This window comes from Marivivens donghaensis, from assembly GCF_011806565.1.
Lineage (GTDB): Bacteria > Pseudomonadota > Alphaproteobacteria > Rhodobacterales > Rhodobacteraceae > Marivivens > Marivivens donghaensis_A.
Window position 1 is genome coordinate 174,372 of record NZ_JAATOP010000005.1, and the last position, 21,444, is coordinate 195,815.

The 21,444-nt window shown below is 62.5% G+C and carries 28 protein-coding genes and 1 tRNA gene; 23 read left to right on the forward strand and 6 right to left on the reverse strand.

Annotation, left to right across the window (positions count from 1 at the left end; genetic code table 11):
- Positions 1 to 28: 28 nt before the first annotated feature.
- Positions 29 to 433, reverse strand: a complete 405-nt coding sequence (locus HCZ30_RS09370) for a Hint domain-containing protein (RefSeq protein ID WP_246212701.1) — start codon at positions 431 to 433, stop codon at positions 29 to 31.
- Positions 434 to 679: 246 nt separating this feature from the next.
- Here HCZ30_RS09370 and HCZ30_RS09375 point away from each other — a divergent pair.
- From HCZ30_RS09375 to HCZ30_RS09385, 3 genes are all read left to right on the forward strand, one after another.
- Positions 680 to 764 (forward strand) — tRNA-Leu (locus HCZ30_RS09375).
- 125 nt (positions 765 to 889) lie between these two features.
- Positions 890 to 2,218, forward strand: coding sequence for a trigger factor (gene tig / locus HCZ30_RS09380; RefSeq protein ID WP_167638022.1), 1,329 nt, complete (start codon positions 890 to 892; stop codon positions 2,216 to 2,218).
- Between the two features lie 179 nt (positions 2,219 to 2,397).
- Entirely contained in the window at positions 2,398 to 2,874 is a 477-nt protein-coding gene (locus HCZ30_RS09385) for a hypothetical protein (protein ID WP_167638023.1), read from the forward strand.
- A gap of 58 nt (positions 2,875 to 2,932) precedes the next feature.
- On the opposite strand, the gene HCZ30_RS09390 is transcribed toward HCZ30_RS09385, so the two are convergent.
- The 4 genes from HCZ30_RS09390 to rpsF all read right to left on the reverse strand — a co-directional run bounded on the left by HCZ30_RS09390 (position 2,933) and on the right by rpsF (position 6,257).
- Entirely contained in the window at positions 2,933 to 4,891 is a 1,959-nt protein-coding gene (locus HCZ30_RS09390; RefSeq protein WP_167638024.1) for a bifunctional 2',3'-cyclic-nucleotide 2'-phosphodiesterase/3'-nucleotidase, read from the reverse strand.
- 173 nt (positions 4,892 to 5,064) lie between these two features.
- The gene (rplI, locus tag HCZ30_RS09395) at positions 5,065 to 5,643 is read right to left on the reverse strand and encodes a 50S ribosomal protein L9 (RefSeq protein ID WP_167638025.1); all 579 of its coding nucleotides are present in this window, start codon (positions 5,641 to 5,643) and stop codon (positions 5,065 to 5,067) included.
- A 13-nt stretch (positions 5,644 to 5,656) separates the two neighbouring features.
- Entirely contained in the window at positions 5,657 to 5,884 is a 228-nt protein-coding gene (gene rpsR, locus HCZ30_RS09400; protein ID WP_167638026.1) for a 30S ribosomal protein S18, read from the reverse strand.
- Between the two features lie 19 nt (positions 5,885 to 5,903).
- Positions 5,904 to 6,257, reverse strand: a complete 354-nt coding sequence (gene rpsF / locus HCZ30_RS09405) for a 30S ribosomal protein S6 (protein ID WP_167638027.1) — start codon at positions 6,255 to 6,257, stop codon at positions 5,904 to 5,906.
- A gap of 312 nt (positions 6,258 to 6,569) precedes the next feature.
- On the opposite strand from rpsF, the gene HCZ30_RS09410 reads away from it, so the two are divergent.
- The 5 genes from HCZ30_RS09410 to HCZ30_RS09430 all read left to right on the forward strand — a co-directional run bounded on the left by HCZ30_RS09410 (position 6,570) and on the right by HCZ30_RS09430 (position 9,993).
- Positions 6,570 to 7,106 carry a hypothetical protein gene (locus HCZ30_RS09410; protein WP_167638028.1) on the forward strand — a complete coding sequence of 179 codons (537 nt, stop codon included), beginning with the start codon at positions 6,570 to 6,572 and terminating at the stop codon, positions 7,104 to 7,106.
- Between the two features lie 85 nt (positions 7,107 to 7,191).
- Positions 7,192 to 8,130, forward strand: coding sequence for an ACP S-malonyltransferase (gene fabD / locus HCZ30_RS09415; protein ID WP_167638029.1), 939 nt, complete (start codon positions 7,192 to 7,194; stop codon positions 8,128 to 8,130).
- A gap of 16 nt (positions 8,131 to 8,146) precedes the next feature.
- Positions 8,147 to 8,884: a 3-oxoacyl-[acyl-carrier-protein] reductase gene (fabG, locus tag HCZ30_RS09420; protein ID WP_167638030.1), complete on the forward strand. Its 738-nt coding sequence runs from the start codon at positions 8,147 to 8,149 to the stop codon at positions 8,882 to 8,884.
- Positions 8,885 to 9,010: 126 nt separating this feature from the next.
- Complete coding sequence (locus HCZ30_RS09425) at positions 9,011 to 9,601, forward strand: TetR/AcrR family transcriptional regulator (RefSeq protein ID WP_167638031.1); 591 nt, start codon at positions 9,011 to 9,013, stop codon at positions 9,599 to 9,601.
- Between the two features lie 158 nt (positions 9,602 to 9,759).
- Positions 9,760 to 9,993: an acyl carrier protein gene (locus HCZ30_RS09430; RefSeq protein ID WP_167638032.1), complete on the forward strand. Its 234-nt coding sequence runs from the start codon at positions 9,760 to 9,762 to the stop codon at positions 9,991 to 9,993.
- Positions 9,994 to 10,065: 72 nt separating this feature from the next.
- On the opposite strand, the gene HCZ30_RS09435 is transcribed toward HCZ30_RS09430, so the two are convergent.
- Positions 10,066 to 10,914, reverse strand: coding sequence for a PilZ domain-containing protein (locus HCZ30_RS09435; RefSeq protein WP_167638033.1), 849 nt, complete (start codon positions 10,912 to 10,914; stop codon positions 10,066 to 10,068).
- Positions 10,915 to 11,067: 153 nt separating this feature from the next.
- On the opposite strand from HCZ30_RS09435, the gene fabF reads away from it, so the two are divergent.
- The 15 genes from fabF to HCZ30_RS09510 all read left to right on the forward strand — a co-directional run bounded on the left by fabF (position 11,068) and on the right by HCZ30_RS09510 (position 21,437).
- Positions 11,068 to 12,327: a beta-ketoacyl-ACP synthase II gene (gene fabF / locus HCZ30_RS09440; RefSeq protein ID WP_167638034.1), complete on the forward strand. Its 1,260-nt coding sequence runs from the start codon at positions 11,068 to 11,070 to the stop codon at positions 12,325 to 12,327.
- Positions 12,328 to 13,485 (forward strand): endolytic transglycosylase MltG, encoded by a 1,158-nt coding sequence (gene mltG / locus HCZ30_RS09445; protein WP_167638035.1) that lies wholly within the window; start codon positions 12,328 to 12,330, stop codon positions 13,483 to 13,485. It abuts the gene before it with no gap.
- A 132-nt stretch (positions 13,486 to 13,617) separates the two neighbouring features.
- Positions 13,618 to 13,920: a hypothetical protein gene (locus HCZ30_RS09450; RefSeq protein WP_167638036.1), complete on the forward strand. Its 303-nt coding sequence runs from the start codon at positions 13,618 to 13,620 to the stop codon at positions 13,918 to 13,920.
- The gene (locus tag HCZ30_RS09455) at positions 13,877 to 15,202 is read left to right on the forward strand and encodes a DNA-packaging protein (RefSeq protein WP_167638037.1); all 1,326 of its coding nucleotides are present in this window, start codon (positions 13,877 to 13,879) and stop codon (positions 15,200 to 15,202) included. Before HCZ30_RS09450 ends, HCZ30_RS09455 begins: the two co-directional genes overlap by 44 nt.
- 145 nt (positions 15,203 to 15,347) lie before the next feature.
- The gene (locus HCZ30_RS09460; RefSeq protein ID WP_167638038.1) at positions 15,348 to 16,517 is read left to right on the forward strand and encodes a phage portal protein; all 1,170 of its coding nucleotides are present in this window, start codon (positions 15,348 to 15,350) and stop codon (positions 16,515 to 16,517) included.
- On the forward strand, positions 16,510 to 16,698 hold the full coding sequence (locus HCZ30_RS09465; protein ID WP_167638039.1) for a hypothetical protein: 189 nt from the start codon (positions 16,510 to 16,512) through the stop codon (positions 16,696 to 16,698). The genes HCZ30_RS09460 and HCZ30_RS09465 overlap by 8 nt, the downstream gene beginning before the upstream one ends.
- A gap of 9 nt (positions 16,699 to 16,707) precedes the next feature.
- Positions 16,708 to 17,247: an HK97 family phage prohead protease gene (locus tag HCZ30_RS09470; RefSeq protein WP_167638040.1), complete on the forward strand. Its 540-nt coding sequence runs from the start codon at positions 16,708 to 16,710 to the stop codon at positions 17,245 to 17,247.
- 22 nt (positions 17,248 to 17,269) lie between these two features.
- Positions 17,270 to 18,448, forward strand: coding sequence for a phage major capsid protein (locus HCZ30_RS09475; RefSeq protein ID WP_167638041.1), 1,179 nt, complete (start codon positions 17,270 to 17,272; stop codon positions 18,446 to 18,448).
- A 133-nt stretch (positions 18,449 to 18,581) separates the two neighbouring features.
- Complete coding sequence (locus HCZ30_RS09480) at positions 18,582 to 19,175, forward strand: head-tail connector protein (protein ID WP_167638042.1); 594 nt, start codon at positions 18,582 to 18,584, stop codon at positions 19,173 to 19,175.
- Positions 19,172 to 19,456 (forward strand): phage head completion protein, encoded by a 285-nt coding sequence (locus tag HCZ30_RS09485; RefSeq protein ID WP_167638043.1) that lies wholly within the window; start codon positions 19,172 to 19,174, stop codon positions 19,454 to 19,456. The genes HCZ30_RS09480 and HCZ30_RS09485 overlap by 4 nt, the downstream gene beginning before the upstream one ends.
- Positions 19,453 to 19,857: a DUF3168 domain-containing protein gene (locus HCZ30_RS09490; RefSeq protein ID WP_167638044.1), complete on the forward strand. Its 405-nt coding sequence runs from the start codon at positions 19,453 to 19,455 to the stop codon at positions 19,855 to 19,857. Before HCZ30_RS09485 ends, HCZ30_RS09490 begins: the two co-directional genes overlap by 4 nt.
- Before the next feature lie 33 nt (positions 19,858 to 19,890).
- The gene (locus HCZ30_RS09495; protein ID WP_167638045.1) at positions 19,891 to 20,307 is read left to right on the forward strand and encodes a phage major tail protein, TP901-1 family; all 417 of its coding nucleotides are present in this window, start codon (positions 19,891 to 19,893) and stop codon (positions 20,305 to 20,307) included.
- A complete protein-coding gene (locus HCZ30_RS09500) occupies positions 20,307 to 20,621 on the forward strand; it encodes a gene transfer agent family protein (protein WP_167638046.1) in 315 nt (104 codons plus the stop codon). Before HCZ30_RS09495 ends, HCZ30_RS09500 begins: the two co-directional genes overlap by 1 nt.
- Positions 20,621 to 20,815: a rcc01693 family protein gene (locus tag HCZ30_RS09505; RefSeq protein ID WP_167638047.1), complete on the forward strand. Its 195-nt coding sequence runs from the start codon at positions 20,621 to 20,623 to the stop codon at positions 20,813 to 20,815. Before HCZ30_RS09500 ends, HCZ30_RS09505 begins: the two co-directional genes overlap by 1 nt.
- Entirely contained in the window at positions 20,808 to 21,437 is a 630-nt protein-coding gene (locus tag HCZ30_RS09510; protein ID WP_167638048.1) for a phage tail tape measure protein, read from the forward strand. The genes HCZ30_RS09505 and HCZ30_RS09510 overlap by 8 nt, the downstream gene beginning before the upstream one ends.
- The last annotated feature ends 7 nt before the right edge of the window (positions 21,438 to 21,444 follow it).

Consider the following 21,444-nt stretch of genomic DNA (forward strand, 5'->3'; position numbering starts at 1 on the left):
AACTCTGTCGCGCCGCAAGGCGCGGCCGTTAGATATCCGCCGTGGCCAGCTCGATGCCGTCGGCATAGATGATGTGCTGCTCGTCGAACACCAGCTCGAACGCCATCTCGGTACGGTCGGGCAGGCGGGACACGAACTCGCCGTCCAGCAGCTTGTGGGCGGGCACCAGCGCGGTGGGCGAGCCATACAGCGCCTCCGCCCGCCAGTCGCGAATGTGAATCAGCGTATCGCTCGGCAGCACCATGTCGCGCTCGGGGCGCGTGTGGCCAAGGCTGCCTGCCTTGATACGGATCGGGCAAAACGTGGCTTTGGTCCGGCGCACTTCGCGCAGGATAGCCATGCCGGAGTCGCGCGTAATGACGCGATCGCCAGGCGAAAGGGATTCGACCGGCAGTTCGCCGTCGAGCGTAAATACGATAGTACCAGTTAACATTCCGGACACGTTCTGTCCCCCGGTCTTGACCACCGGACACTCTAGAAGTTGGTTGAACATGGCGATTTTCGCTCTTCTTGTCTGCCCACGTTCCAGATTGGGGCTAAATGTGGCAACAATACGGCCCGAGTGGGGAATTCTGCCCAATTCTGCACATTCGTAATGAGAACGGGCGTTTAGCAGCACAGCGATGCACAAAATTCGCTCTGGCGTCCGGCGAAACTGTTTGCTATCTCCGCCGTCGATGCGGGTGTGGCGAAATTGGTAGACGCACCAGATTTAGGTTCTGGCGCCGCAAGGCGTGGGGGTTCAAGTCCCTCCACCCGCACCACCTTCCCCCGGACAGGTAAATGACGCGTGTTTCGCCTTGCATGGTGGCGTATCCCCCAATAGAAGGGCGTCTGATTTAGGTGGCCGCTTCGCGCGGCCTGAACGAGACGTAAAAGGACGCAAACGATGCAGGTCACCGAGACCCTCAACGAAGGCCTCAAGCGCGGCTACACCATCACCGTCACCAACGACGAGCTGGAAGCCAAGGTAAACGAAAAGCTGACCGAGGCTCAGCCCGAAATCGAAATGAAGGGCTTCCGCAAGGGCAAAGTGCCGATGGCTATGCTGAAGAAGCAGTTCGGCCAGCGCCTTCTTGGTGAGTCGATGCAGGAAGCTATCGATGGCGCCATGAACGAGCACCTCGAACAGTCCGGCGATCGTCCCGCTGCCCAGCCGCAGATGAAGATGACCAACGAAGACTGGAAAGAAGGCGACGACGTTGTCGTAGAGGTTTCCTACGAAACCCTGCCGACCATTCCGGACGTCGATTTCTCGAAAGTCGAACTCGAGCGTCTGGTCGTCAAAGCAGACGACGCTTCGGTTGACGAAGCTCTCCAGAACCTCGCTTCGACCTCGAAGTCCTTCGCACCGAAGCGCAACGGCAAGGCTGCCGACGGCGACCAGGTCATCTTCGACTTCGTTGGTAAAGTAGACGGCGAAGCCTTCGAAGGCGGCACCGCAGAAGACTACCCGCTGGTACTGGGCTCCGGCTCGTTCATCCCGGGCTTCGAAGACGGTCTGATCGGCGTCAAAGCCAAAGAAGAGCGCGACGTCGAAGTCACCTTCCCGGAGAACTACCAAGCAGAGAACCTCGCTGGTAAGGCCGCTGTCTTCTCTTGCACCGTCAAGGAAGTGAAGAAGCCGGTTGACGCCGAAGTCGACGACGAGCTGGCCAAGAAGTTCGGCGCAGAAGACCTCGCAGGTCTGAAAGCACAGATCGCCGAGCGTCTGGAGCACGAATACACCGGCGCATCGCGCGCTATCGTCAAGCGCTCGCTGCTCGACGCTCTGGACGGCGTTGTGTCGTTCGACCTGCCGCAGTCGCTGGTCGACGCAGAAGCCAACCAGATCGCTCACCAGCTGTGGCACGAAGAGCACCCGGAAGTCGAAGGTCACAACCACGACGCCATCGAGCCGACCGAAGAACACAAGTCGCTTGCAGAGCGCCGCGTGAAGCTCGGCCTCCTGCTCGCTGAAGTCGGCCAGAAAGCCGAGATTCAGGTTACCGACGCCGAACTGACCCAAGCTGTCATGAACCAGGCACGTCAGTACCCGGGTCAGGAACGCCAGTTCTTCGAATTCGTCCAGCAGAACGCCCAGTTCCGCCAGCAGCTTCAGGCTCCGATCTTCGAAGACAAGGTTGTCGACCACATCCTGACCGTCGCAAAAGTCGACGAAAAGGAAGTCTCGAAGGACGACCTTCAGAAAGCTGTTGAAGCTCTCGAAGACGAATAATCGTCTGAACACGTTAAGGAAAAAGGCGCCTTTGGGCGCCTTTTTTCGTTCAAAGTCGGGAAAACTAGACCAATTTTTCTCATACAACGGGTTCTCATAATATTTCCCTTGGGTAAGCTGTTCTCATGAAATCCGGTTTCGACCGGACTGGGGGCGAACGACATCTAAGGGGCGAGATGATGAAAAAAATTTTGACTGCCGCACTCATTTGGGCCGGTCTTGCAGGCGCTGCTGCGGCTTGCCCGAACTACGAACTCGGCGCTGGCGAGGCATATGATGCAAGCGGAAGGCAGCTCTACGAGCAGCGCCGTTTCAGCGTTATCGCGGGCGGCGACAATTACATCTGGGACTGTAAGTACATCCGTCCGGGCACCGATCAGGGCGCGGGTTACTTCCCGTCGGCGCCTGACTTCCGTTTCTTCCTGTCCGACATGGGGCCGTACAAACTGGAGATCAGCGTGATCTCGGATTGCGACGCGGCGCTGCTGATCAACACCGCTTCGGGCAACTGGTACTATGACGACGATGACAACGGGAACCTTGATCCCAAGATCGTTCTGACACGTCCCGCGAACGGCCAGATCGACATCTGGATCGGCACCTATGACGGCGAATACTGCGACGCGGCTCTTTATATGGAGACCTTCCGCAAGTAATCGCACCCGCCATTCTAGCGGAGAGGGGCGGCCATCTGGCCGCCCCGATCTTTTTTTTTTACAGGTCGATTTTGAAACGCGCGAAGCCCTCGGGGCCTTCGCCTGCTTCTTCCATCGTCACGCCCTCGACGTCATCCATGTACTGCTTTGCAGCCGGACCGGTGTCGAACAGAACCGTGGTGCCTTCCATCGGCGCGAACGACCAGTTGGCATCGGCGCTCGGGCTGATGGTGCCCTGATCGACGATGTAACGGACGATGATATCGCGGTTGGTGTCGGGCCCTTCGAACACGATGGTCGAGCCGTCTGCACCCGGGAAGTGACCGCCGCCACCTGCGCGGTAGTTGTTGGTCGCCACGATGAATTCCTGAGCCGGATCAATCGGTTCGCCGTTGTACTGGAGGTTCACGATGCGGTTCGTGCCTTCGTTGATGACGTTGCCATCACGGTCGAACATCATCGGCTGGCTCAGGTCGATCTGGTAGGTCACGCCGTCGATGACGTCGAAGTTGTAGGACGGGAAATCGGGGTTCAGCAGAACCTGATCCTGCGCACCCGGCTCGATCTGGTTGAACATGCCTGCCGAACGTTCCAGCCACAGTTTGACCTGCTCGCCGGTGATGCGGACAGCGCGGATGGTGTTCGGATAGAGGTAAAGGTCGGCCACGTTTTTGATCGCGATCGGGCCGGTCGGCACGTCGGTGAAGTACTCCGGACCGCCACGACCACCAGCCTTGAACGGCGCGGCAGCGGACAGCAGCGGAAGATCCGCGTGCTCGGTGCCTTGCAGCATCTGCTCGATGTACCACGTCTGCGCGTTCGACACGATCTGCACGGATGGATCGTCAGCAACCAGCGCGAAATAGCTGTAGAGCGGCGCGTCAGTTTCGCCCACGGCGCGGCGCACGTACTCCAGCGTCGCTTCGTGGTCGTCCATTGCAGCCGCTTCGACCTCGGCGTCGCTCTCGACGGTCGGGGTGATCGAGCGGTCTTCGCCGCGCATGTAGATCGGGCGGGCTTCGACGTCGCTGTCGACCACGACCCACGTGTCACCGTCACGTTCGAGCAGCAGGTCCACCAGACCCATGTGGCTGCCCCAGAAACCGGCCATCACGCCCGGCTTGCCCGAGATCAGACCGTTTTCGGCGTCCACGCCGTCCCATTCCGCATAGTCGGGGCCGGGGAATACGAGGTGGCTGTGGCCAGTCATGATTGCGTCGATCCCGTCAACAGCGGCGAGCGGGATCGCGGCGTTTTCCATGCCGTCTTCCCATTCGGCAGACCCGATACCGGTGTGGGCGAGGGCGATGATGATCTCTGCACCTTCTTCCTTCATCTGCGGGATGTAGGCTTTGGCGGTTTCGACGATGTCGCGGACTTCGACGTTGCCTTCGAGGTTCTTGCGGTCCCACGTCATGATCTGCGGCGGCACGAAACCGATGAGGCCGATCTTGATCGGGAAGGTGTTGCCGTCGCCATCGGTGAGGTCTTTTTCAACTATGGTGTAAGGGGCAACCAGCGTCTGGTCCTCGGTCGGGGTCGCGCCTTTGGTGGTGGCGACGTTCGCGCACAGAACGGGGAAGTTCGCGGTTTCGACCGACTTCATCAGGAAATCGAGGCCGTAGTTGAACTCGTGGTTGCCCAGCGTCGAGGCTTCATAGCCCAGCGTGTTCATCGCGGCGATCACGGGGTGGACGTCGCCTTCGCTCATGCCCTTTTCATAGGCCATGTAGTCGCCCAGCGGGTTGCCCTGAAGAAAGTCGCCGTTATCGACGAGGAACGTGTTGCTGGCTTCGGCGCGGATGTTTTCGATGATCGACGCGGTTCGGGCCAGACCCACGGTGTCCGACGGCTTGTCGGCGTAATAGTCGTAGGGGAAGACGTGAACGTGCACGTCGGTGGTTTCGAGAATACGCAGGTGCGCCTGATTTGTCGCAGCTTTTACTGAAAACGGGTGCATCGCGATCATGCCGGCAGTACCGGCAAGGAAACCGCGACGTGAGAGATTGAATTTCATGGGAGCCCCACTGTTTGCAATTCATTCGAAATTGAATGGTGGGGGAATGCTAAGCCCATCGTGTGACAGGGCGATGATGCTTTTTGACCAAACGGTCAGTTGACGTCACGGGAGCCGCAACGAAAAAGGCCGCGGACAATGCCGCGGCCTCAAACTTGTGCAGGAAGAGAAGATTACTCTTCGTCTTCGTCGCCAGCAGCTGCGCCGACTTCGTCGAACAGCTCAGCGATTTCCGACTCAGCAGCGGCTTCTTCTTCAGCAGCCAGTTCCTGGATCGATTTGCCCGAAGCCTGAAGTTCGGCTTCTTCTTTCGAGCGAGCAACGTTGATTTCGATCGAAACCGAAACTTCCGGGTGCAGAACGATGGTGACGGTGTGCAGACCGAGGTCCTTGACCGCGCCGTTCAGCACAACCTGCTTCTTGTCGACCGAGAAACCCTCTGCGGTTGCAGTTTCGGCGATGTCACGGGTGGTGACGGAGCCGTACAGAGCGCCCGAGTCCGAAGCGGAGCGAATCACAACGAACTGCTGGCCGTCCAGACGTTCGCCGAGAGCTTCTGCTTCTTTTTTGGTTTCGAGGTTGCGTGCTTCAAGCTGAGCCTTGTCGGCGTCGAACTTGGCCTTGTTTGCTTCGTTAGCGCGCAGGGCCTTGCCTTGCGGCAGAAGGAAGTTGCGAGCGTAGCCGTCTTTGACAGCGACGATGTCGCCCATCTGGCCGAGCTTGGCAACGCGTTCGAGAAGGATAACGTCCATGAGTTCTGTCTCCTTACTTCACAGCGTAGGGCAGGAGGGCCAGAAAACGTGCGCGCTTGATGGCCTGGGCCAGTTTACGCTGGTTCTTGCCGCTAACTGCGGTGATGCGTGCCGGAACGATCTTGCCGCGCTCAGAGATGTAGCGCTGCAGAAGACGGGTGTCTTTGTAGTCGATCTTCGGAGCGTTTTCGCCCTCGAACGGATCGGTCTTACGGCGACGGAAAAACGGTTTGGTAGCCATTACTTAGGTCCTTTCTCGATCAACGACGTTCGCGACGGTTGTCACGTTCGTCACGCTTCTGCATCTGAACCGACGGGCCTTCTACGTGCTCATCGACCTTGATGGTCAGAACGCGCATAACGTCGTCGTGCAGGCGCATCAGGCGTTCCATTTCCTGAACGGCCGACGACGGTGCATCGGTGCGCAGGAAGGCATAGTGGCCCTTGCGGTTTTTGTTGATCTTGTAGGCCATCGTCTTCACGCCCCAGTACTCCGAACCAACGACCTTACCGCCGTTGTCCGAGAGGACGGTGCCAAAATGTTCGATGAGACCTTCGGCTTGCGCGTTGGACAGATCCTGACGCGAAATGAAGACATGCTCGTACAGCGGCATGTATGCTCCTGTTCTGTTCGGCGCATTTCATAGGACGGGCGAACCTTCCGCTCCCATCCACGAGAGACTGCGCAGTTCATACCGTGCGCGGAAGGATGCGGCCTTATACAGGCGATCCTCAGGATTACAAGGCAATTATCGCCCCGATCTTGCCCGTACAACCTGCCGTAGAAACAACCTTGAATTGTCACGGTATGAGTCTACTCGTGACAGGTTTTCGCCACATTGGAAGAGTTATTCTAGCAGTATTCACTCGTAGGTAATGTCATGAATGCATTAACACACAGACAAGCTTTCTTCGAGCCGCCCTTTATGCCGGCTCTTTCGGATCAGATTCAATCGATCCGCGTCGACGAAATGCGCTGGGGTTATATTCTCCACCGTGGCGCAAACAGTCAGCCCAACGACGTCATGCCGCTCGTTGCCACGTTCTTCTCTGTCGCGTTCGGGATCGCGGCACTGGCGACGTGGATGATCCCCGGCGTGATGTTCAACGGCGCTGCGGTCGGCATCAAACTCGCTCTTTCCACGGCCATGGTCGCCGGTACGGTCGGCCTTCGCCGCTATTCGCGCCGCTCGGGCTATGCCAGCGTCGAAATCGACGTCTTCAAACGTGAGGTCCGCGAAATCGTCACCCGTTGTTCGGGCAAGGCGCATGTCGTCTCGCGCTACCAGTTCCCCGAAATCGGCGGCGTTTTCATCCGTCGCAGCCGCTCCAGCGGCGATGCTTCGCTCGTTCTGCGCTATAAGAAGACGTCGATCGGCACCGAAATCGCCAGCGGCAGCCTGTGGGAAATGGAAGCCCTTCGCGACCGGATCGGCCACGATCTTCTGGCGAACCGTCCCTGACGCGCCCCTTTTTTGGGCGCGACTTTCTTGAGGTAACTCTCCCGACACGTTAAGGCAGTGGAAAGTTGACCAAAGGAAAGCACTCATGCGGGCATTCGTATTTCCGGGGCAGGGCGCCCAAGCCATTGGAATGGGCAAGGCACTGGCCGAGGCCTATCCGGCCGCACGCGCCGTCTTTGAAGAAGTAGACGAGGCTCTGGGCGAAAGCCTGTCGGGCCTCATCTGGGAAGGCGACATCGAAACGCTGACCCTGACCAAGAACGCACAGCCTGCGCTGATGGCGACCTCGCTCGCCGCGATGAAAGCGCTCGAGGCCGAAGGCGTGACCATCGCCGCTGCGAACTACGTCGCAGGCCATTCACTGGGCGAATATTCCGCGCTGGCCGCTGCCGGTGCGCTGAGCATCGCCGACACCGCGCGCCTGCTGCGCATCCGGGGCACCGCGATGCAAGAGGCCGTTCCGGTCGGCGTCGGCGCAATGGCCGCTCTGCTGGGCCTCGGTTTCGACGACGCCCGCGCTGTGGCCGAAGAAGCTGCGCAAGGGCAGGTCTGTCAGGCCGCCAACGACAATGACCCTTCGCAGGTCGTCGTGTCGGGCCACAAGGAAGCCGTCGAGCGCGCTCTTGAAATCGCCAAGGCAAAGGGCGCCAAGCGCGCGCTGCTCCTGCCGGTGTCCGCACCGTTCCACTGCGCCCTGATGAAGCCCGCCGCCGATGTGATGGCGGAAGCTCTGGACGATGTGGACATCAACGAACCTGTCGTTCCGGTCATCGCCAACGTCCGCGCAGCCCCGGTGTCGGACCCGCAGCTCATCCGCAACCTTCTGGTCGAGCAGGTCACCGGCTCGGTCCGCTGGCGTGAAAGCGTGCAGTGGATGGCCGACAACGGCGTCACCGAGGCGTGGGAAATCGGCGCGGGCAAGGCTCTTTCGGGCATGATCAAGCGCATCTCCAAAGACATCACCACCCGCGCTGTCGGCACGCCCGAAGACGTCGTCGCTGCGCGCGACGCGCTGAACGCCTAATATAAAGGACATCATCATGTTTGATCTGACCGGCAAAAACGCCCTTATCACAGGCGCTTCGGGCGGTATCGGCGGCGCCATCGCCAAGGCGCTGCACGCCGCTGGCGCGACCGTCACCATCTCGGGCACACGTCAGGGCCCGCTGGACGAACTGGCCGCCGAACTGGGTGACCGCGTTCACGTCCTGACCTGTAACCTCTCTGACGCCGACGCCGTCAACGCGCTGCCGAAAGCCGCCGCTGACGCTATGGGTTCGGTCGATATCCTCGTGAACAACGCGGGCATCACCAAGGACAACCTCTTCATGCGCATGTCGGAAGAAGAGTGGGCCAGCGTTCTGGAGGTCAACCTGACCTCGACCATGCGCCTGTGCAAAGGCGTCGTACGCGGCATGATGAAGTCCCGCTGGGGCCGCATTGTGAACATCTCGTCGATCGTCGGCGCCACCGGCAACCCCGGTCAGGCGAACTATGCCGCGTCGAAAGCGGGCATGGTCGGCATGTCGAAGTCCATCGCCTATGAGGTCGCCAGCCGCGGTATCACCGTGAACTGCGTCGCGCCGGGCTTTATCGCGACGGCGATGACCGACAAGCTGAACGACGACCAGAAGGCCAAGATCAACGATCAGATTCCCGCCGCCCGCATGGGCACGCCAGAAGAAATCGCCGCTGCGGTTCTTTATCTGGCGTCGAATGAGGCCGGATACGTCACTGGATCGACCGTTCACGTCAACGGCGGAATGGCTATGCTCTAACTTACGCTAGGTAAGTTACATATTCTTATGAATAGGGGGTAGCGTTTCGCTGCCCCTTTTTTGTACAAGCGTTCCATAAAAAAATTGAAAGACTGTAAGTAACATATATTCCTTTACGGAGACCTCATGGGACGCAAGCCGGGATTTACCGACGAGCAGGTCTTTGTGTGGCTTTCGGAGCATTTGGCACAAGCTCCGGGAGTAACGGTTCAACAAGTGTCTAAAGGAACCGGAGTATCCGTTGGTTCGCTCTACCATCGGTACGGTTCCATGGAAGGCCTTCTGGCCGAAGCATGGATTTGGGCGCAGGATCATTTTTCGCGCCTTATCGTGCCTTTGCTGAAGGCTGACGGCGAACGTGCGGCTACCCGCGCGGCGCTCGAAGTGTTGAATTTCGTCAACGCGAACAAAGCCGCAGCAACGCTGCTCTTCCTCGTGCCGGAGCGCTATCTCGTGCGTCCGGGTCTTGACCTGTCGATCATGGATCGTGTGGCCGAGGCGAGGGACCTTCTCGCATCCTCAATTAGCGATTTTGCTAGTCGGATCAATCACATCGCAGAGACTGTCGAACTGGCTGTGTTGCAGCTTCCGGCATCGCTCGCGGAAAAATACCTGCCGCACGGTACAATTCCGGCGCAAGCTGAACTATATGTGCGCAAGACATGCAGGATGATCCTGAGCAACCCTCTGGAAATCGAAGAAGTAGAGCACGCTTGAAAGCGTTTGCCTCTGGGGAATTCTCTGCTATAGCCCACTGAGATTTGCCGCAGAGGGGTCACCCTCTGCAATGGTGGCGCCCCCCCGCGGGCATTTGAACCGCCCCGACGGGGCAAGCTAAAAGAACGGGCAAAAGCCCAAATTAAGAGGACTAGGACATGAGCGACGTCGCTGATCGTGTACGCAAGATCGTTGTTGAGCACCTGGGTGTTGAAGAAGAAAAAGTGACTGAGAACGCTTCGTTCATCGACGATCTCGGCGCAGACAGCCTCGACACCGTTGAGCTGGTAATGGCATTCGAAGAAGAGTTCGGCATCGAGATCCCGGACGATGCAGCCGAAACCATCCAGACCTTCGGCGACGCAGTCAAGTTCATCTCGGAAGCCAAGTAATTCTGGCCTCTACATGAATACGGAAACGGCACCCCACGGGGTGCCGTTTTTGTTTGTGGGGTCAGTATAAGTTCAGGTCGCGGCGACCTTGGTCCTGACGATGGGTTTGCTGGCGCCTTGAGGCAGAACGCCCATCAACTCGCGCCGCGACAGCAGCCTTTCGAACCGCAGCCCGCAGGCATAGGCGTTCTGCCACGCCGCGCGGCCGGTGATCTTGATCCCCGCGAATTCCAGCGTCATCGGTGCCGCCAGTTTCTGAGTAGAGCAGGGCGGGCGGTCGATTTTTGCGCCCCCGCGGCTGAGGTCATGCAGCCGCATATCGTAGCTTTCCTTGCCGATTGTCACCTTGGCCGACAGGTTCACGAAATACCGGTCACTCAGCGCATCGCGGCGGATCAGATGCCTGATCCACGCCGCAAGGCCGATGAGCGCGGCGATCACACCCATCGCGGTCAGGCTTTCGCGGCTGAGGGCAATCCGCAGCGCCTCCAGCACGAAATGCCGTTCATTGCCGCTATGGATATCCACCGCGACGCCGTGACAGTCGAGCATCGCAAGCGCACCGATAGCGCGGGCCACGGCCACGCGCACATCGTGGTCCTGGGCGCGCAGTTTGATGCTATCGGGCCCGTCGGCGGCCACGGTCGCCGAAACTGCCGCAAGAGCGAGCGCCAGTTTGTCCGCTGCGTCCTCCAGTTCCGTGCCCGCGAGCGTTGCGTGCAACCCGTCGGGGTCGAACCGCGTGAGGTGGGACAATGTGGTGGCCAGCGCGCCTTCCCAAGCGTCACCATCCGCCGTCGCCAGCGCGGATTGCGCAGCAAAGAGCCGCAACAGATCGTTCGAGGTGCGGCACACCTCTACGGCACGGCCCCAAATGGGAATCATGCACAGGATAATCGCGAGAATTAAACGACCCGACATCTGGCCCCCGCAGCAGTTCGCCCCTAGATTGCCACAAAGCGGTTAAGGTGGAGTAAACCCGCCTTGAGATATGACCATGTTGCTCACGCCCTTGCCCCGCGACTTCGCATTGCGCTATCAGGAGCCAACAGAATTCAGAGGTGAGGGCATAATATGCGCCGTGTCGTTGTAACCGGATTGGGCCTTGTAACCCCGTTGGCCGATGGTGTCGAAGAAAGCTGGACGCGCATCCTTGATGGCCAGTCGGGCGCAGGACCGATCACCCAGTTCGATCCCGAGGGCCTTGCCACGACCTACGCTTGCGAAGTCAAGCGCGGTGACGGCACCGATGGCACCTTCGATGCCAACAAGTACATGCAACCCAAAGAGCAGCGCAAAGTGGATGACTTCATCCTCTTCGGCGTTGCGGCGGCCCAGCAGGCTGTGGAAGATTCGGGTTGGAAGCCGGAAACCGACGAAGACAAGGAACGCACCGGCGTTCTGATCGGCTCGGGTATCGGTGGTCTGAAGTCCATCGCCGACACCGCTGTCATGATCGAAGAAAAAGGCCCGCGCCGCGTGTCGCCGTTCTTCATCCCCGGCGCGCTGATCAACCTGATCTCGGGTCAGGTGTCGATCAAATACGGCTTCAAGGGTCCGAACCACTCGGTCGTGACCGCCTGTTCGACCGGCGCCCACGCCATCGGCGACGCGGCCCGTCTCATCAAATACGGCGCGGCTGACGTCATGGTTGCCGGCGGCGCGGAAGCCGCGATCTGCAAGATCGGCATCGCGGGCTTCAATGCTTGTAAAGCGCTTTCCACCAAGGGCGCGGAAGATCCGGCCAAGGCCAGCCGTCCCTACGACGCAGACCGTGACGGCTTTGTCATGGGCGAGGGCGCGGGCATGTTGGTTCTCGAAGACTACGAACACGCCAAGGCGCGCGGCGCGAAAATCTACGCCGAAGTGCTCGGCTACGGCATGTCGGGCGACGCCTACCACATCACCGCTCCGTCGGAAGACGGCGAAGGCGCTGGCCGCTGCATGGCTGCCGCTCTGAAAGACGCGGGTCTGGAGCCGTCGAAGGTCGACTACATCAACGCCCACGGTACCTCGACCATGGCCGACACCATCGAGCTTGGCGCGGTCGAGCGTATGCTCGGCGATCACGCGAAGAACGTCACCATGTCCTCGACCAAGTCGATGACAGGTCACCTTCTGGGCGCTGCCGGTGCGATCGAAGCGGTCTTCTCGATCCTCGCGATCCGCGATCAGGTGGCTCCGCCGACCATCAACCTCGACAACCCCGCTGTCGAAACCGCCGTCGACCTCGCACCGAACAAGAAGGTCGAGCGCAAGATCGACGTCGCCCTGTCGAACTCCTTCGGCTTTGGCGGCACGAACGCTTCGGTCATCTTCGGGAAAGTCGACTAAATGTGGCGTAACCTCGCGTCCAACGCGCTGACGCTGTTCATCGTCGTGCTGTTTCTGCTCGGCGGCGTCATTCTGTGGGGCCAGCGTGCCTATCAGGAACCGGGGCCGCTGGCGCAGGCGATGTGCCTCGAAGTGCCCCCGAACTCCGGTATCCGCCGTGTCGCGGCGGAGCTGGAGAACATGGACGCGATCTCCTCGCGTATGATCTTCAACATCGCCACCGATGTGGGTGACAAGAACGCCGACCTGAAGGCCGGTAGCTTCCTGATCCCGGCAGGCGCGTCGATGGAAGAGATCATCACAGAGATCACCGGCACGGGTCAAAGCACCTGCGGCACCCAAGTGGTCTACGTGATCGGTGTGAACCGTGCCTTCGTCCGCGTGAACGAGCTGGACCCCGAAACCCGCGAGTTCGATGCTGTGGCAGAGTTCGACATCGGCGCGGCTGACGTGCCTTCCGAATACGCCGAAGTACGCGGCCAGCAGGACACCCGTTACGCTGTGAACGTCGTCGAAGGCGGCACCAGCTACAACATCGTGCAGGCGCTGAACGGCATCGACGCGCTGGAAGGCGAGATCACCGAGATCCCCGCCGAAGGCTCGCTCGCTCCGCAGTATTACGAGTTCCAGCCCGGTGACAGCGTGACGGCTCTCGTGCAGCAGATGGAAGACAAGCAGGTCGCCAACCTCGCTGCCGCATGGGAACAGCGAGACGACGATCTGCCCTACGACACGCCCGAAGAGGCGCTCATCATGGCGTCGATCGTTGAAAAGGAAACCGGCATCGCCTCGGAACGCCCGCAGGTCGCCAGCGTCTTTATCAACCGTCTGCGTCAGGGGATGCGTCTGCAAACCGACCCGACTGTCATCTATGGCGTGACGAACGGCGAAGGCGTGCTGGGCCGCGGTCTGCGCCGCAGCGAACTGGACCGTCAGACCCCGTATAACACCTACCTGATCGACGGTCTGCCGCCGACGCCCATCGCCAACCCTGGTATGGATGCGATCATGGCAGCGGTGAAGCCGGACGAGACGGACTACATCTTCTTCGTCGCCAAAACGCTGAACCCCGCCGATGGCCACGTGTTCTCGACCAACCTGTCGGACCACAATGACAACGTCGCAGCCTTCCGCGCTCTCGAAGCGGCGGCGAACTGATCGGACGGGGCGTTAACCTCAAATATGCAAGCTCCGGCTATTGTCACTGACAGGCTGGACGCAAACGAAAGCGGTCCTTCGGGGCCGCTTTTTCGTTTCCGCTCTACTGGCGGAGCCATTGAGGCAGGCAACATGACGCAAGCTGAAGATCACCGGACCGCCGACAAACGGCGGCTGGACGAAATGATCGAGATCTACGAAAGCGCGGTGCAGTCCGTGCGCCAGTTGATCGCAAGGATCGACGCCGGAGACGAGGAGGTGCCCAAGAAACTGGGTGCCCAGATCTCCACACTCTTCGATCTCTACGTCCGCATCCGCAAGGGACAGGACGACTTCAACGAAAAATTCGGGAAAGCAGATGCAGACATCACCGATATCGCGCGCATCAGGGATGAAATCGGGCGCAAGCTTGATCGCATCCGCGAGCGCGGCTGAACAGAAGCGCTTTCTGGACGAACTGGAGGAGGCAGAGCTGACCGCTCTGCCTTTTCTGTTCGAGTTCTGGGCGCTTGGCCACCAGCTCCCGCCCGCAGGCGACTGGCGCACATGGGTCATCTTGGGCGGTCGCGGAGCGGGCAAAACGCGGGCAGGGGCCGAATGGGTGCGTTCGGTGGTGGAAAGCGGCACCGCGAAACGCATCGCCATCGTGGGGGAGACCAACGACCAAGCCCGCGAGGTGATGGTCTTTGGCGACAGCGGCATCATCGCCTGCTGCCCGCCGGACAACCGCCCCGAATGGATCGCGGGCCGCAGGATGCTGGTCTGGCCGAACGGCGCGTCGGCGCAGGTGTTCTCGGCCTTCGATCCCGAGGCCCTGCGCGGCCCCCAGTTCGACGCGGTCTGGGCTGACGAGATCGCCAAGTGGAAACGCGGGCAGGAGACGTGGGACATGATCCAGTTCGGCCTCCGTCTGGGCGACGACCCGCGCGCCTGCGTGACCACCACGCCGCGCAACGCGGCGGTGCTGAAGGAACTGCTGGACCGCTCCAGCACCGCCGTTACCCACGCCCCGACCCACGCCAACCGCGCCAACCTCGCGGCGGGTTTCCTTGAAGAAGTCGAGCGCCGCTACGCAGGCACACGCCTCGGGCGGCAGGAGCTTGACGGCGTGCTGCTGGCGGACGTCGAAGGCGCGCTCTGGACCTCTGCGGGGCTGGAGGGGGCGCGGCTGGACCACGCGCCCGTACTGGACCGCATCGTCGTCGCCGTAGACCCGCCTGTGACGGGCCACAAACGCTCGGACGCCTGCGGGATCATCGTCGCGGGCGTGACGATGACCGGCCCGCCGCGCGACTGGAGGGCCTACGTGCTGGAGGACGCCTCGGTGCAAGGCGCCTTGCCCCACGTCTGGGCCAAGGCCGCCGTGGACGCCTACCGCCGCCACGGCGCGGACCGTCTGGTGGCAGAGGTTAACCAAGGCGGCGCGCTGGTCGAGGAGGTCGTGCGCCAGATCGACCCGCTTGTGTCCTACCGCGCCGTCCGCGCCGCCACAGGCAAAAGCGCCCGCGCCGAACCCGTCGCGGCGCTCTATGAACAGGGCCGCGTGGCGCACCTGCGGGGGGTCGGCGATCTGGAGGACCAGATGTGCCGCATGACCATGCAGGGCTATGACGGGCAGGGCTCGCCCGACCGCGTCGATGCGCTGGTCTGGGCGCTGCATGAGTTGCTGATCGGTCCCGCTGCCAACTGGCGCGCTCCGCGTGTGAGGGGGCTGTAGCTGCGCCCTTGCGGGCTTGCGGCCTCCGGCGGAGGTATTTTTGTCAGAATGAAGAGGCGGGGGCACCGTACGGTGCCTTCGCCGCATTTTAAGAGGAATGGCGGATAACGGTTTCATCGGATCGGGCGGGATCAAGGAGAAGCCAATGTTTGACTTTCTGAAACGCGGCGCGGCACAGGTGCCCGAGGCAAAGGCATCCGCCACAGGGCGCGTTGTTGCCATGGGCGCGGGCCGCGTTGTCTGGTCGCCGCGTGATACCGCGTCACTGACCAAGCAGGGCTTTACTGGTAATCCGGTCGGGTTTCGCGCGGTAAAGATGATTTCCGAGGCCGCTGCCGCGCTGCCGCTGGTCTATCAGGACCGCGAACGCCGTTATGAGGAGCACCCCGTCGCGGGTCTCTTGCAGCGTCCCAATGGCGGGCAGGGCCGCGCCGCGTTTCTGGAGGCAGTCTACGGCCAGCTTCTGCTGACGGGGAACGCCTATCTGGAGGCCGTCGGCGCGGACGATCTGCCGCTGGAGCTGCATGTGCTGCGCTCCGACCGCATGAGCCTCGTTCCTGGCGCTGACGGCTGGCCCGTGGCCTATGATTACGCCGTTGGCGGGCGCAAGCATCGTTTCGCCCTCGGCGACGGTCCTAGCCCCATCTGCCACATCCGCAGCTTCCACCCGCAGGACGACCATTACGGCCTCTCGCCGATGGAGGCCGCCGCGACGGCCGTGGACGTGCACAACAGCGCCTCGCGTTGGTCGAAGGCGCTGCTCGATAATGCCGCGCGTCCGTCGGGTGCGATCGTCTACAACGGTGCTGACGGGCAGGGCACCATGACCGCCGATCAGTACGACCGCCTGCTCCACGAGATGGAGACCATGCACCAAGGCGCGCGTAATGCGGGGCGTCCGATGCTGCTCGAAGGGGGGCTCGACTGGAAACCGATGGGGTTCAGCCCGTCGGATATGGAGTTCCAGAAAACCAAGGAAGCCGCCGCGCGCGAGATTGCCACCGCCTTTGGTGTGCCGCCGATGATGCTCGGCATTCCAGGGGATGCGACCTACGCCAATTATCAGGAGGCAAACCGCGCATTTTATCGCCTCACCGTCATGCCGCTGGCATCGCGGGTCACGGGGGTCATTGCAGACTGGCTGTCCGATTTCACCGGCGAGCGCATCGACATGCGTCCCGACCCCGACCAGATCCCCGCACTGGCGGCCGAACGCGAAGCGGCGTGGCGGCGTGTGAGCGATGCGAGTTTCCTCACCGACGCGGAGAAGCGCGCATTGCTGGGCCTGCCTGCGCTGGAGGTGACGCATGGGTGATGTCGTTGACCTCAAACCCCGCGAGGAGCCGCCCGCCACCGATTTCTGGTTCGCCCAGCTCGATCTGCGCTTGGGCCGTATCGAAACCGTCATCACGCGGCTGGCCCGTCAGGTCTGGCTGGTGATGTGCGCCGTGCTGGCGCTGACGCTGGCGACGCTTGTCAGTCAGATCGCCGGATAAGGAGAGACCATGCTTGAACACAAATTCACGGCCCTTGGCGGGGACGTTGCCCTGACCGACGGGCATGTCATCGCGGGCTACGCCTCGCTCTTCGGGGCGGTTGATCAGGGCGGCGATATCGTCGAGCGGGGGGCCTATGCGGCCTCGCTGAAACGGCTCGCGGCCAAAGGCGGCGCGGTCAAGATGCTCTGGCAGCACGACCCCGCGCAGCCCATCGGCATCTGGGACGAAGTAACCGAGGACGACCGCGGCCTCCGTGTCAAAGGCCGTCTGCTGACCGACGTTGCCAAAGGCCGCGAGGCTGCCGCACTGATCGAGGCTGGCGCCATCGACGGGCTCTCCATCGGGTACCGCACGCTCAAGGCATCCAAGGATGCGCAGGGCCGCCGTCTGCTGACCGAGCTCGACCTGTGGGAGGTGTCTCTCGTGACCTTCCCGATGCTGCCCGAGGCGCGCGTTGCCGCCAAGGGTGACACCCCCGAACACACCGCGCTGCGCGATGTGGCAGATGCGTTCCGCAGCGCCGCACGGATTTTCGCCAAGGGCTGAGCCCGCTTTCGAAAGGACAGGAATGGAACACCCCGAGATCAAATCCCGGGCCGGAGAAGACGTGTCTCCGGCCGAGGACATGAAATCCGCGCTGAGCGATTTCATGAGCGAATTCAAAACCTTTTCCGACGGCATTGATGCCAGATTTCAACAGCAGGAAGACCGGATGACCAAACTCGACCGTAAATCGCTGATCGCAGCACGCCCCGTACTCTCGGCAGGCGCACATGAAGAAGTCCCGCACCAGAAGGCGTTCGCCGCCTACCTGCGTTCGGGCGATGACGAGGGCCTGCGTGACCTGCCGCTCGAAGGCAAGGCGATGTCCTCGACCGTGGCTGCCGACGGCGGCTATCTGGTGGACCCGCAGACCTCGGACCACATCAAATCGGCGCTGAATTCGACCGCGTCGCTGCGCGCCGTCGCCTCCATCGTGACAGTCGAGGCGACCTCGTATGACCTCCTGATCGACCACGCCGACATGGGCGCGGGCTGGGCGAACGAGGACACCGCCACCGGCGAGACCGCGGCCCCGCAGATCGACCGCATCACCATCCCGCTCAACGAACTCTCGGCCATGCCGAAGGTCTCGCAGCGCCTTCTGGATGACAGCGCGTTCGACATCGAAAACTGGCTGGCCTCGCGCATCGCGGACAAGTTCGCCCGTTCCGAAGCTTCGGCCTTTGTCGCGGGCAATGGCGCCGACAAACCCAAGGGCTTCCTGACCTATCCCGTCACCCCGAATGCGGCGTGGGAGTGGGGCAAGATCGGCTATGTCTCCACCGGCGTGTCGGGCGGCATCGAGACCGGCGATCCGATCATCGAACTGGTCTATGCCCTCGGCGCCGAATACCGCGCGGGCGCGAGCTTCGTGATGAACTCGAAAACCGCCGGCACTGTCCGCAAGCTCAAGGACGCCGACGGCCGTTTCCTGTGGTCGGACGGCCTGAGCCAGGGCGAACCTGCACGCCTCATGGGCTATCCGGTCCTCATCGCCGAGGACATGCCTGACGTCGCCGCAGGTGCCAATGCGATTGCCTTTGGTGACTTCGCGCAGGGCTACACCATCGCCGAACGCCCCGACGTGCGCCTGCTGCGCGATCCGTTCTCGGCCAAGCCGCACGTTCTGTTCTACGCGACCAAGCGCGTCGGCGGTGCCGTCAGTGACTTCAAGGCGATCAAGCTGCTGAAGTTCGCAGCCTGAGCCACCCCATAGGCAGGCGATCCTCCCCGCCTGCCTGACCGGACGCGCCCGCATTGTCCAGCTGTTCCCTCCGTCCGAGCAGTGTCGGGATTTGCGTCCGGTCTCCTTTCCACGCCGCCTTCGGAGACCTTCCATGATGCTGACAGAACAGACACCGGTGCCCGCCGCGGCCCTTCCGGTGGCCCAATTCAAAGACCACCTGCGTCTGGGTGCCGATCTCCCCGAGGACGGCTCCGGCGATGCCCCGCTGCAAAGCTGCCTGCGCGCCGCTATCGCCGCGATCGAGGCCCGCACCGGCCGCATCCTGATTTCGCGCCCGTTCACGTGGGTCATCGGCCAGTGGCGCAATCCGTCCGAACAGACGCTCCCCGTGCAGCCCGTGTCCGACGTGACAGCCATCCGCCTTGTGGACCGCGCAGGAGGCGAGACCACCGCCAGCGGCTTTGCGCTCGCGCCCGGTTTTCGCGGCCCGTTCCTGATCGCGCTGGGACTGGAGCTGCCGCACATCCCCGCTGGCGGCTACGCCCGCGTGGAACTGACCGCAGGCTACGGCACCACCTTCGACGCGATCCCCGCCGATCTGGCGCAGGCGGTGCTGATGCTCGCCGCGCACTACTACGATTTCCGCCACGGCCAAGCGGTCGAACGCGCCACGTTCCCGCCCGCCGTCGCCGCCATCACCGCGCGTTTCCAGCCGATCCGCATGACCGCAGGAGCCCGCCCGTGAAAGCGCCCGTCCTGAACACGCCTCTCACGCTGCAAACCCGCACCCGCACGCCCGACGATGCGGGCGGCTATGCCGAGGGTTGGACCGATGTCGCGACCGTCTGGGCCGCCGTCGATGCCCGCGCCAGCGCTTCCGGCACCTCGCTGCGCATCATGGCCCGCAATGACATCCGCCCCGCGCGGCACGACCGCATCCTCAGCGGCGGACGCAGCTACACGGTCAACGCTGTGGCCGATGCGCAGCGCGGTTTCCTGCTCTGCTTCGCGAAGGAGGACACATGACCTACGCGCTTTCCGCCGCCCTGCAAGCTGCGGTTTTCCAGCAGCTCTACACCGACCCCGAGGTCGTCCGTCACCTCGGCTCCCACATCTATGACGCGCTGCCCTTCGGCACCGCGCCGCAGCTCTATGCGCAGCTTGGCCCCGAAACGGTGAAGGACGCATCCGATGCCACGGGCCACGGTGCCCAGCACGATTTCACCGTGTCCGTCGTCACCACGCAGGCAGGCTTCACCGCCGCGAAAGAGGCCGCCGCCGCGATCTGCATCGCGCTCGAAAACCCGCTCACGCTCACCGCCGGACACCTCGTCTCGCTCGCCTTCACCCGTGCCGTGGCCGCCCGTCAGGGCGACGACACCCGCCGCATCGACCTGCGCTTCCGTGCGCGCACCCAGCTTAACTGAGGCCCGTAAGCCTCTGACACAAGGAGATTTTCTATGGTAGCGCAGAATGGCAAAGACCTTCTGATCAAGATCGACATGACCGGCGACGGCCAGTTCGTTACCGCCGCTGGCCTGCGTGCCACGCGCATCAGCTTCAACGCCGAAACCGTCGATGTCACATCGCTCGAAAGTCAGGGCGGCTGGCGCGAACTCTTGGGCGGCGCGGGCGTCAAATCCGCGTCCATCTCCGGCTCCGGCGTGTTCAAGGACGCCGACACCGACGAACGCGCCCGCCAGATTTTCTTTGACGGCGTGACCCCCGAATTTCAGGTGATCATTCCCGACTTCGGGACCGTGCAGGGCGCGTTCCTGATCACCTCGATCGAATACGCGGGGAGCCACAACGGCGAGGCCACCTACGAGCTTTCGCTCGCCTCCGCTGGCGCGCTGACCTTCACGGCGGCCTCGTAATGGCGAACCCCCACGCGGGCGAAGTCGCGCTCTCCATCGACGGCCAGACCCATACCTGCAAACTCACGCTCGGCGCACTGGCCGAGCTGGAGGCGACCTTGGGCGCCGGATCGCTCGTCGATCTGGTCGCCCGGTTCGAGGCCGGTCACTACACCTCCGCCGATGTGATGGCGCTGGTCGTGGCCGGCCTGCGGGGCGGCGGCTGGCAGGGGCAGGCGTCCGACCTTCTGACCGCCGACATCGCGGACGGACCCATCGGCGCGGCCCGCGCGGCGGCGCAAATGCTCGCCCGCGCCTTCACGCCGCCCGCCTGATGGACTGGGCGGGTCTCCTCCGAACCGGTTTGCGCGTCCTGCGCCTCAAACCGGCCGAGTTCTGGGCGCTCACGCCTGCCGAACTGATGCTGATGCTCGGCACGGACGCCAGCACGCCCGTCATGGGCCGCGACCGCCTGTCAGAGCTGTCGCGCCTCTATCCCGACACCCCGAACGGAGGGCCAGATGCCTGACTTCGACGACCTTGACGACCAGCTCGCGGACACCTCCGCCATGACCAGCGCGTTCGGCGACGAACTGCGCGGGCTGCGCAGCACCCTGTCGGACACGACCCGAGACATTGCGGGCCTCGAACGCGGTCTCTCCACCGGCCTGCGCAAAGCCTTCGACGGCGTGATCTTCGACGGGCAGAAGCTCGGCGACGCGCTCACGGGCCTCGCCCAGCAGCTTGGCAAGACCGTCTACAACAGCGCGATGAAGCCCGTCACCGATCACTTCGGCGGTCTCATGGCGGACGGCGTCGGCGCGCTTGTGTCGGGCATTCTGCCCTTCGCCAACGGCGCGCCGTTTTCCCAAGGCCGCGTCATGCCCTTTGCCAAGGGCGGCGTGGTCAGCAGCCCCACGACCTTCGCCATGCGGGGCGGCACGGGCCTCATGGGCGAGGCAGGGCCAGAGGCCATCATGCCCCTCACGCGCGGTGCCGATGGCCGTCTTGGTGTGCGTGCGCAGGGCGGTGGGTCCGTGAACGTCACCATGAACATCACCACGCCCGACGTGCAGGGCTTTGCCCGCAGCCGCGACCAGATCGCCGCCCAGATGTCCCGCGCCTTGGGTCGCGGCCAGCGCAACCGCTAAGGAGACC

What these genes read in the sequence shown, in the direction of transcription:
- HCZ30_RS09460 (WP_167638038.1), top strand. Translation starts at nt 15,348, where the DNA reads ATGTTTGACTTTCTGAAACGCGGCGCGGCACAGGTGCCCGAGGCAAAG.
- HCZ30_RS09430 (WP_167638032.1), top strand. Translation starts at nt 9,760, where the DNA reads ATGAGCGACGTCGCTGATCGTGTACGCAAGATCGTTGTTGAGCACCTG.
- rpsF (WP_167638027.1), bottom strand. Translation starts at nt 6,257, where the DNA reads ATGCCGCTGTACGAGCATGTCTTCATTTCGCGTCAGGATCTGTCCAAC.
- HCZ30_RS09370 (WP_246212701.1), bottom strand. Translation starts at nt 433, where the DNA reads ATGTTAACTGGTACTATCGTATTTACGCTCGACGGCGAACTGCCGGTC.
- HCZ30_RS09470 (WP_167638040.1), top strand. Translation starts at nt 16,708, where the DNA reads ATGCTTGAACACAAATTCACGGCCCTTGGCGGGGACGTTGCCCTGACC.
- fabD (WP_167638029.1), top strand. Translation starts at nt 7,192, where the DNA reads ATGCGGGCATTCGTATTTCCGGGGCAGGGCGCCCAAGCCATTGGAATG.
- HCZ30_RS09480 (WP_167638042.1), top strand. Translation starts at nt 18,582, where the DNA reads ATGATGCTGACAGAACAGACACCGGTGCCCGCCGCGGCCCTTCCGGTG.
- rpsR (WP_167638026.1), bottom strand. Translation starts at nt 5,884, where the DNA reads ATGGCTACCAAACCGTTTTTCCGTCGCCGTAAGACCGATCCGTTCGAG.
- HCZ30_RS09505 (WP_167638047.1), top strand. Translation starts at nt 20,621, where the DNA reads ATGGACTGGGCGGGTCTCCTCCGAACCGGTTTGCGCGTCCTGCGCCTC.
- HCZ30_RS09490 (WP_167638044.1), top strand. Translation starts at nt 19,453, where the DNA reads ATGACCTACGCGCTTTCCGCCGCCCTGCAAGCTGCGGTTTTCCAGCAG.
- HCZ30_RS09500 (WP_167638046.1), top strand. Translation starts at nt 20,307, where the DNA reads ATGGCGAACCCCCACGCGGGCGAAGTCGCGCTCTCCATCGACGGCCAG.
- tig (WP_167638022.1), top strand. Translation starts at nt 890, where the DNA reads ATGCAGGTCACCGAGACCCTCAACGAAGGCCTCAAGCGCGGCTACACC.
- HCZ30_RS09475 (WP_167638041.1), top strand. Translation starts at nt 17,270, where the DNA reads ATGGAACACCCCGAGATCAAATCCCGGGCCGGAGAAGACGTGTCTCCG.
- HCZ30_RS09455 (WP_167638037.1), top strand. Translation starts at nt 13,877, where the DNA reads ATGAAATCGGGCGCAAGCTTGATCGCATCCGCGAGCGCGGCTGAACAG.
- mltG (WP_167638035.1), top strand. Translation starts at nt 12,328, where the DNA reads ATGTGGCGTAACCTCGCGTCCAACGCGCTGACGCTGTTCATCGTCGTG.
- HCZ30_RS09435 (WP_167638033.1), bottom strand. Translation starts at nt 10,914, where the DNA reads ATGTCGGGTCGTTTAATTCTCGCGATTATCCTGTGCATGATTCCCATT.
- HCZ30_RS09495 (WP_167638045.1), top strand. Translation starts at nt 19,891, where the DNA reads ATGGTAGCGCAGAATGGCAAAGACCTTCTGATCAAGATCGACATGACC.
- HCZ30_RS09410 (WP_167638028.1), top strand. Translation starts at nt 6,570, where the DNA reads ATGCCGGCTCTTTCGGATCAGATTCAATCGATCCGCGTCGACGAAATG.
- rplI (WP_167638025.1), bottom strand. Translation starts at nt 5,643, where the DNA reads ATGGACGTTATCCTTCTCGAACGCGTTGCCAAGCTCGGCCAGATGGGC.
- HCZ30_RS09385 (WP_167638023.1), top strand. Translation starts at nt 2,398, where the DNA reads ATGAAAAAAATTTTGACTGCCGCACTCATTTGGGCCGGTCTTGCAGGC.
- HCZ30_RS09450 (WP_167638036.1), top strand. Translation starts at nt 13,618, where the DNA reads ATGACGCAAGCTGAAGATCACCGGACCGCCGACAAACGGCGGCTGGAC.
- HCZ30_RS09465 (WP_167638039.1), top strand. Translation starts at nt 16,510, where the DNA reads ATGGGTGATGTCGTTGACCTCAAACCCCGCGAGGAGCCGCCCGCCACC.
- fabF (WP_167638034.1), top strand. Translation starts at nt 11,068, where the DNA reads ATGCGCCGTGTCGTTGTAACCGGATTGGGCCTTGTAACCCCGTTGGCC.
- HCZ30_RS09425 (WP_167638031.1), top strand. Translation starts at nt 9,011, where the DNA reads ATGGGACGCAAGCCGGGATTTACCGACGAGCAGGTCTTTGTGTGGCTT.
- HCZ30_RS09390 (WP_167638024.1), bottom strand. Translation starts at nt 4,891, where the DNA reads ATGAAATTCAATCTCTCACGTCGCGGTTTCCTTGCCGGTACTGCCGGC.
- fabG (WP_167638030.1), top strand. Translation starts at nt 8,147, where the DNA reads ATGTTTGATCTGACCGGCAAAAACGCCCTTATCACAGGCGCTTCGGGC.
- HCZ30_RS09510 (WP_167638048.1), top strand. Translation starts at nt 20,808, where the DNA reads ATGCCTGACTTCGACGACCTTGACGACCAGCTCGCGGACACCTCCGCC.